Source organism: Corallococcus aberystwythensis, from assembly GCF_003612165.1.
Lineage (GTDB): Bacteria > Myxococcota > Myxococcia > Myxococcales > Myxococcaceae > Corallococcus > Corallococcus aberystwythensis.
In genome coordinates this window covers 1-6,577 of the sequence record NZ_RAWK01000397.1, presented here as the reverse complement: position 1 = coordinate 6,577, position 6,577 = coordinate 1, and the positions used below count along the sequence as shown (strand labels likewise).

Annotated in this window: 7 protein-coding genes; 5 read left to right on the top strand and 2 right to left on the bottom strand. The window is 68.7% G+C overall.

Features of this window, described 5'->3' with window-relative positions; translation table 11 throughout:
• The coding region (locus D7W81_RS38750; protein ID WP_147445784.1) for a response regulator at positions 1 to 466 on the top strand (466 nt) is incomplete at its 5' end.
• 9 nt (positions 467 to 475) lie between these two features.
• On the opposite strand, the gene D7W81_RS38745 is transcribed toward D7W81_RS38750, so the two are convergent.
• Together D7W81_RS38745 and D7W81_RS38740 are read right to left on the bottom strand one after the other, a co-directional pair.
• On the bottom strand, positions 476 to 1,177 hold the full coding sequence (locus D7W81_RS38745; protein WP_120560373.1) for a tetratricopeptide repeat protein: 702 nt from the start codon (positions 1,175 to 1,177) through the stop codon (positions 476 to 478).
• Positions 1,178 to 1,209: 32 nt separating this feature from the next.
• Positions 1,210 to 2,520: a radical SAM family protein gene (locus tag D7W81_RS38740; protein ID WP_120560372.1), complete on the bottom strand. Its 1,311-nt coding sequence runs from the start codon at positions 2,518 to 2,520 to the stop codon at positions 1,210 to 1,212.
• A gap of 181 nt (positions 2,521 to 2,701) precedes the next feature.
• Between D7W81_RS38740 and ald the strand changes: the two genes are divergently transcribed.
• From ald to D7W81_RS38720, 4 genes are all read left to right on the top strand, one after another.
• A complete protein-coding gene (ald, locus tag D7W81_RS38735) occupies positions 2,702 to 3,829 on the top strand; it encodes an alanine dehydrogenase (RefSeq protein ID WP_120560371.1) in 1,128 nt (375 codons plus the stop codon).
• Positions 3,830 to 4,088: 259 nt separating this feature from the next.
• Complete coding sequence (locus tag D7W81_RS38730; protein WP_120560374.1) at positions 4,089 to 4,730, top strand: sigma-70 family RNA polymerase sigma factor; 642 nt, start codon at positions 4,089 to 4,091, stop codon at positions 4,728 to 4,730.
• A 54-nt stretch (positions 4,731 to 4,784) separates the two neighbouring features.
• Positions 4,785 to 5,636, top strand: a complete 852-nt coding sequence (locus D7W81_RS38725) for an anti-sigma factor family protein (protein WP_120560370.1) — start codon at positions 4,785 to 4,787, stop codon at positions 5,634 to 5,636.
• A gap of 188 nt (positions 5,637 to 5,824) precedes the next feature.
• Positions 5,825 to 6,577: response regulator (locus D7W81_RS38720; RefSeq protein WP_147445783.1), on the top strand; the 753-nt coding region annotated here is incomplete at its 3' end.

Sequence of the window (6,577 nt, the reverse complement as noted above, 5' to 3'; positions counted from 1 at the left end):
CCCTACGGCCCCCCCTGCCGCCGCTGCCCCGGCCGCTCCCACCGCCGGCTCCGGTGGATTGCCGAAGGCCCCCATGGCCGCCGGCGGGCGCAAGCCGCGCATCCTCATCGTGGATGACAGCGAGATGACCGCGCGGATCATCGAAGCGGACCTCGTGTCCAAGGGCTTCGAGGTCCACGTCGCGGACACCGCGGACAAGGCCACGAAGATCATCTTGAAGAAGCAGACGCGCCCGGACCTGGTGTTGCTGGACGTGCGCATGCCCAACGTGAACGGCGAACAGTTCTGCCGCTTCATCAAGAGCAACAGCCTCTTCAAGGGCATCAAGGTGCTGCTGTGCTCCGGGGAGAACGTCGAGGAGCTCCAGCGCATCTGCCGCGAGGCCGGCGCCGACGGCTACATCCCGAAGGACGCCGTGATGGGCAGCCTCGTCGCCAAGGAGCTGATGCCCCCTGGCGCCGAGTAGTCGCGCGCCTCAGGGTGTCTTGGCCGCCTCGGGCGGCACGGACGCATCGGGCGTCGCGCTCTCCGCCGCCGGGCAGCTCGTCTTGGCGGCCCGCTCCTGCAGCTGCTCCTGGACCTCGGCGGACTTCGCCTCGGAGGGCTTCGCCTTCTCCACGAAGCGCTGGTACGCGGCCAGGGCCTCGCAGGGCTTGCCCAGCGCGTCGTAGGACTTCACCAGCGCATTGAGGATGGGACGCTGGCCGGGCTGCAGGTCGAAGGCCTTCTGCAACTCCGCCGCGGTCTCCTCGGTACGCCCCAGGGCCTCTAGAGAGAGGCCCCGCCACACGTGGTAGCTCGCGTTGTCCGGCTGCGCGGCCACCAGCCCGGTGGCGGCCTTCAGCGCCAGCTCCTTCTCCCCCGCGCGCGCGTTGGCCGTGTACGACAGCTGGAGCAGGACGAGGTTGGGGCCGCACTTCTCACCGAACGTGTCCGCCACCCGGGTGAGGCCCTTGGTGTCGCCCGAGTCCAGCAGCAGCTGCCCCAGCTGCTGGGCCTTCGCCTTGTCGCACGGCGTCTCCGCCAGCTCCTCGCGCAGCTTGCGCACGAGCGGCTTCTTCAAGCCGTGGTCGAACTCCGGCTCCTCGGGCGCCTTGCTGCTGCAAGCGCCCAGGACGGCACCGGAGGAGAGACAGAGGACGGCGAAACGGAACGCGGAAGGGAAGGAGGCGGCCATGCCCGGCTCTGTAGCCGTCCCCTCCCGGACGGTCAAACCTCCGGCGTGCCCGCGGCGTTCTCCCGCTCGTCCAGGCCGCGCGCGAAGTTGCCGATGATGAGCCCCGGCCGCGCCGCCTTGAGCCGGTTCAAGAGGGTGCGGATGCCCACCGGCTCGCCGCCCGCGCCCACGCCCCGGGCGACCTCCAGGTACTGGAGCGGGTCGATGCACAACGAGCGGGTCTGCACCTGATCCACGCGGTACTTGCGCACCAGGTTCTCCAGCGCTTCCACCTCGCCCTCGCGGTCGGTGACGCCGGGGAACAGCAGCAGGTTGAGCGCCAGGTACGCGCCCCGCTCGCGAGCCAGCGCGATGGACGCCTCCACGTCCTCCCAGCCGTACTTCACCGGCTTGTAGTAGGCCTCGTAGAGCCCCTTGGACGCGGAGTTGAGCGACACGCGCACGGCGTCCAGCCCCGCGTCCAGCAGGGCCCGGAGCCCGTGCGTGAGGCTGGCGTTGGTGTTGATGTTGATGGAGCCCCTGTCCGTCTTCGCGCGCATCAGGCGGATGGACTCCGCGATGAACTTCCAGCGCGTGAGCGGCTCGCCCTCGCAGCCCTGGCCAAAGCTCACCATGGTGCGGCCCGGCGCGTGCTCCAGGTGGTACAGGCCGATGGCCGCCATCTCCTCCGCGGAGGGGCCGTCATCCATGCGCTCGTGCGAGGCCGGGGGCCCGTCCGCGGGCTGATCCGAGATGCAGCCCACGCAGCGCGCGTTGCACATCACCGACGCGGGGATGGCGCCCTCGTCGCGAGCATAGAAGATGTTCTGCGACGTGAAGCACCGGTACAGGAGCGCGCACGTCTTCAATTGCTTGAGCACGCGGCTGTCCGGGAAGCGCTCCATGTGCGCCGTGACGAGCCCCTTCAGCTCCGGCGTGGAGTACGACTCCGGCTCCCAGTGCGAACGCCGGTCGGTGTGGATGGCCCACGCGAGCGGGCCCTTCTCCCCCCACGCCGCCGCCGTGTACGCCCACTGCGGCAGGATGGGCCCACTGCCCTTCACCTCGCCGGGAAGGAACGTGCGCGTGTAGCCGGGGGGCAGGAGCGCGCCCACGGCATTGGGCACGAACGTCTTGCCGCCCATCTTCATCTCGCGGACGAGCTCCAGCTCACCGGAGTCCGGGTTGAGTCCCACGGGCAGCCGGCCGGGCAGGTGCACCAGGCGCCCGGCCGCCGGCAGGGCGATGGGCTTGTCCTGCGGGGGCACGAGTTCCTCGCCGCTGCGCAGCGTGGCGATGAGATAGGGATGCTCCATGACCCGGCCCTTGGGGTCCGCGAAGAGCAGTTTCGGCGCGTGCGTCATGCGCTGTTAACTAACACGGGTGGGCCGGCCTGCGTCCAACGCCTCGCGTCATGTGGATGGATGAATGAGGCCCATCACAGCGGGTCCCCTGCCTCGCCCGTGCGCGCCTTGAAAGCGCTCATGCCCTGGTCTATGGGTCCGCCACGTTTTCCAGGCAGTCCCCCATTCGTCGGAGGCAGTCGTGATCGTCGGAGTCCCCAAGGAGATCAAAACCCGCGAGTACCGTGTCGGCATGGTGCCTGCGGGCGTGCGCGCGCTCACCAGCGCGGGCCACACGGTGCTGGTCGAGACGAACGCTGGCGTCGGCTCCGGCATCCCGGATTCGGAGTACCAGCGCGTCGGCGCGCAGATCATCTCCAGCGCGGATGAAGTGTGGAAGCGCGCGGAGATGATCTGCAAGGTGAAGGAGCCCATCGCGCCCGAGTACGAGCGCATGCAGCAAGGGCAGATCGTCTACACGTACTTCCACCTGGCCGGCGTGGATCCGGAGCTCACCAAGACGCTCCTGAAGAAGAAGGTCACCGCGGTCGCCTACGAGACGCTGCAGCTGGACGACGGCAGCCTCCCCCTGCTCAAGCCCATGTCCGAAGTGGCCGGCAAGATGGCCATCCAGGTGGGCGCCGCGTGCCTGGAGAAGGCCCACGGTGGCAAGGGCATCCTGCTGGGCGGCGTGCCCGGCGTGCGCCGCGGCCGCGTGGCCGTCATCGGCGGTGGCGTGGTGGGCCTGTGCGCCGCCAAGGTCGCCGTCGGCATGGGCGCGGAAGTGACCATCCTGGACGTGAACCTGGAGCGCCTCACCTACCTGGACGACGTGTTCCTCGGCCGCGCGCAGACGCTGGCGTCGGACACGGAGTCCATCGCGCGCACCGTGCGCGAGTCGGACCTCGTCATCGGCGGCGTGCTCATCCCCGGCGGCAAGGCGCCCAAGCTGGTGTCGCGTGAGCTGATTGGCGAGATGGAGCCCGGCTCCGTCGTCGTCGACGTCGCGGTGGACCAGGGCGGCTGCATCGAGACCTGCAAGCCCACCACGCACGACAACCCCACCTTCACGGTGAGCGACGTCGTCCACTACTGCGTGGCGAACATGCCCGGCGCGGTGCCGCAGACGTCCACGTTCGCGCTCACCAACACCACCCGTCCCTACTCCCGGAAGATCGCGGACCTGGGCCTGGTGGAGGCCCTCAAGTCCGACCGCGCCCTCCAGCGCGCCATCAACACCTACAACGGCCACATCACCTACGAGGCCGTCGCCAAGGACATGGGGTACGACTATGTACCCCTGATGGACGCGCTCAGCGGCAAGAAGTGACGTAGCGGCAGCACGCTCCACAGCCGGCCAGCCCTGTGCTGGCCGGTTGCCTGGAGGGGACCTTTGTACGGGTGCCCCATCCGGTTCCCACCGTGGGGAATAAATGATCCCGCCGGGCGTCTCCGCACTCCAGAAGCGGGCATGCGGGCGGCGTGGCAGGGGAAAGCGTTGTTGACCCGTCTGTTCCGGTGCATAGATTGACCGTTAGGCAGGCGACGCATTCCCCAATCATTTCGGGCCCCTGGAAGGCGGGAGCATGATGCTGGACTTCAGGCAACCCAACCGGACGAAGCAGGAATTCGAAGAGCTGGCGCTGGCGCACCTGGATCCGCTGTATTCGGCGGCGCTCCGGTTGACCAAGAACGAGCGTGACGCCGAGGACCTGGTGCAGGACACCTGCATGCGGGCCTACCGCTTCTTCGACAAGTTCGAGCGCGGGACCAACATCAAGGCCTGGCTCTTCAAGATCCTCACGAACACCTTCATCAACCGCTACCGCCGCAAGGTGAAGGAGCGCACGGTGGTGGAGGGCGTGGAGCGCGAGGCGGTGCATGAGCGCTTCGTGAGCCGGGACGCGACGGACTTCGCGGCCAACCCGGAGCAGTACTTCTTCGACCGGCTCTTGTCGGACGACGTGCTGCGCTCCATCGACTCGCTGCCCATCGATTTCCGGCTGGTGGTCATCCTCGCGGACCTCCAGGAGTTCTCCTACAAGGAGATCGCGGAGATCCTCGAGTGCCCCGTGGGCACGGTGATGAGCCGTCTGTTCCGCGGCCGCAAGCTGCTCCAGAAGACGCTGCGCGAGTACGCCGAGGGCCAGGGTGTCTTCCGTCATGACGGAGACCCCGTGCCGGCGCCGGCGGACCTGGAAGAGTTCCGTCGCCGGAAGAAGGCAGGCTAGAAAGAGGTTGGAGGGGCGTCGTCCTTCCCCCTCCGCCCACCTCATCGAGCGCCCATGACCTGCCAGGAACTCGAGCGGTTGCTGTATCCGTACCTCGACGGCGAATTCCAGCCCGAGGAACGCCATGATGTGGAGTCGCATCTCGAAGGCTGCGAGGCGTGTGTCGCGCGCGTGGACGAGGAGATGCAGCTCCGCCAGACGCTGCGACGGGCGGCGAAGCACTCCATCTCCGCGCAGGGCACCCGCGCGCCGGCGTCACTGCGCGCGGGCATCCAGTCCGGCCTGCACCGCGAGCACCGCCGCGCGCAGGTGAGCCAGTGGCTGCGCGCCGGGGCCATGGCCCTGGTGGTGGTCACGGTGAGCGGCGGCTGGATGATGTACCAGTCCGGCAAGGCGCAGAAGGCCACCATCCTGGAGGCCGTGCAGCGCCACACGCGCCAGCGGCCTTTGGAGTTCGTCGCGGGCACGCCGGAGCAGATTGAAGCGTGGTTCAACGACAAGGTGGAGCACCGCATCACCCTGCCCCGCCTGCAGCAGGCCCGGCCCGTGGGCGCGCGCTTCTCCACGCTCAATGGCCAGGAAGTCGTCTACGTCAGCTACGAGACGCAGCCCCGCGTCACCAACGAGCCCAAGCGCAACATCGGCGTGTTCGTGTACCCGGCGACGGGTCAGCGGGTGATCAAGGACGAGGGCCCCACGGTGGAGAACGTCGCCGTGGACTCCAGCCAGGCGTACAACGTCGTCACGTGGCGTGATCAGGACGTCACCTACGAGCTGGTGACGGACCTGGACGACGCGGCCATCCTGCAGATGCTGCGGGACCAGGAGCACCGCTCGAACGGGCTCGTGCGCCCCTCGCAGGTGAAGCCCGCGGTCAGCGTGCAGCCTGTCTCGCTACAGCCCTGAAGCCCTCGCGCAGCGGGGGCTTGCGTGGTCGCCTGCTCAACTGAATGCCGGGCGTTGCGCCCGGTGTGAAGATTGACGGTCCCAGGCATGGCCGATAGCCTCGACGGCGTCTTCACTCTCGCGCGCCGCCGCTGCTGTTCCTCGCGGCGTCACACCGCGCGCCGCACCCCCAGGATGGCCGTCCCTTCATGTCCAAGCGAATCCTGATCGTCGAAAGCGACGCCACCCTCGCCACCACCCTGCAGCAGTCCTTGGAGGCGCGGGGCTTCTCCGCGCAGACGACGGGCGACGGCAAGGGCAGCGTGGAGCTGATCCGCCGTGAGCGTCCGGACCTCGTGGTGCTCGCGGTGGACCTGTCCGCGGGGCAGAACGGGTACCTCATCTGCGGCAAGCTGAAGAAGGACGACGAGCTGAAGACGGTGCCCATCGTCATCATCGGCAACCCGGACGGCTTCGCGGCGCACGGCAAGCTGAAGGCGCGCGCGGACGAGTACGTGGCGAAGCCGGTGGATGCCAACGTCCTCATCGAGCGCGTGGGCGGCGTCATCGGCTTCCCGGAGCTCCCCGCCAGCAACGAGGTGGTGGACGAGAGCCTCACGCTGGACTCGCTGGGCGAGGAGCCCGCGACGGACTTCGGTGAGGAGATCGCCGTCGACACGGGCGAGGAGCCCGCGGTGCCCGGGGAAGACCTGGACATGCTCGACGACGCGTTCAGCGACATGTCCGAGCCCGTGACGGGCACGCCGGAAGAGGCCGTGGTGGCGCCTCCGGAGGAGACGGAGTCCCCGTCCGGCCTGGAGGAGATCTCCGCGCTCGACTCGCTGGGCCCGGACAGCGACGACACGCTCGACGTGCTGGGCGGGCTGGACGACGAGCCGGAGGAGAAGACCGTTGTCGGCTTCATGCCGCCGGCGGATCCGGAGCCCGTCGCCGCCCCCACC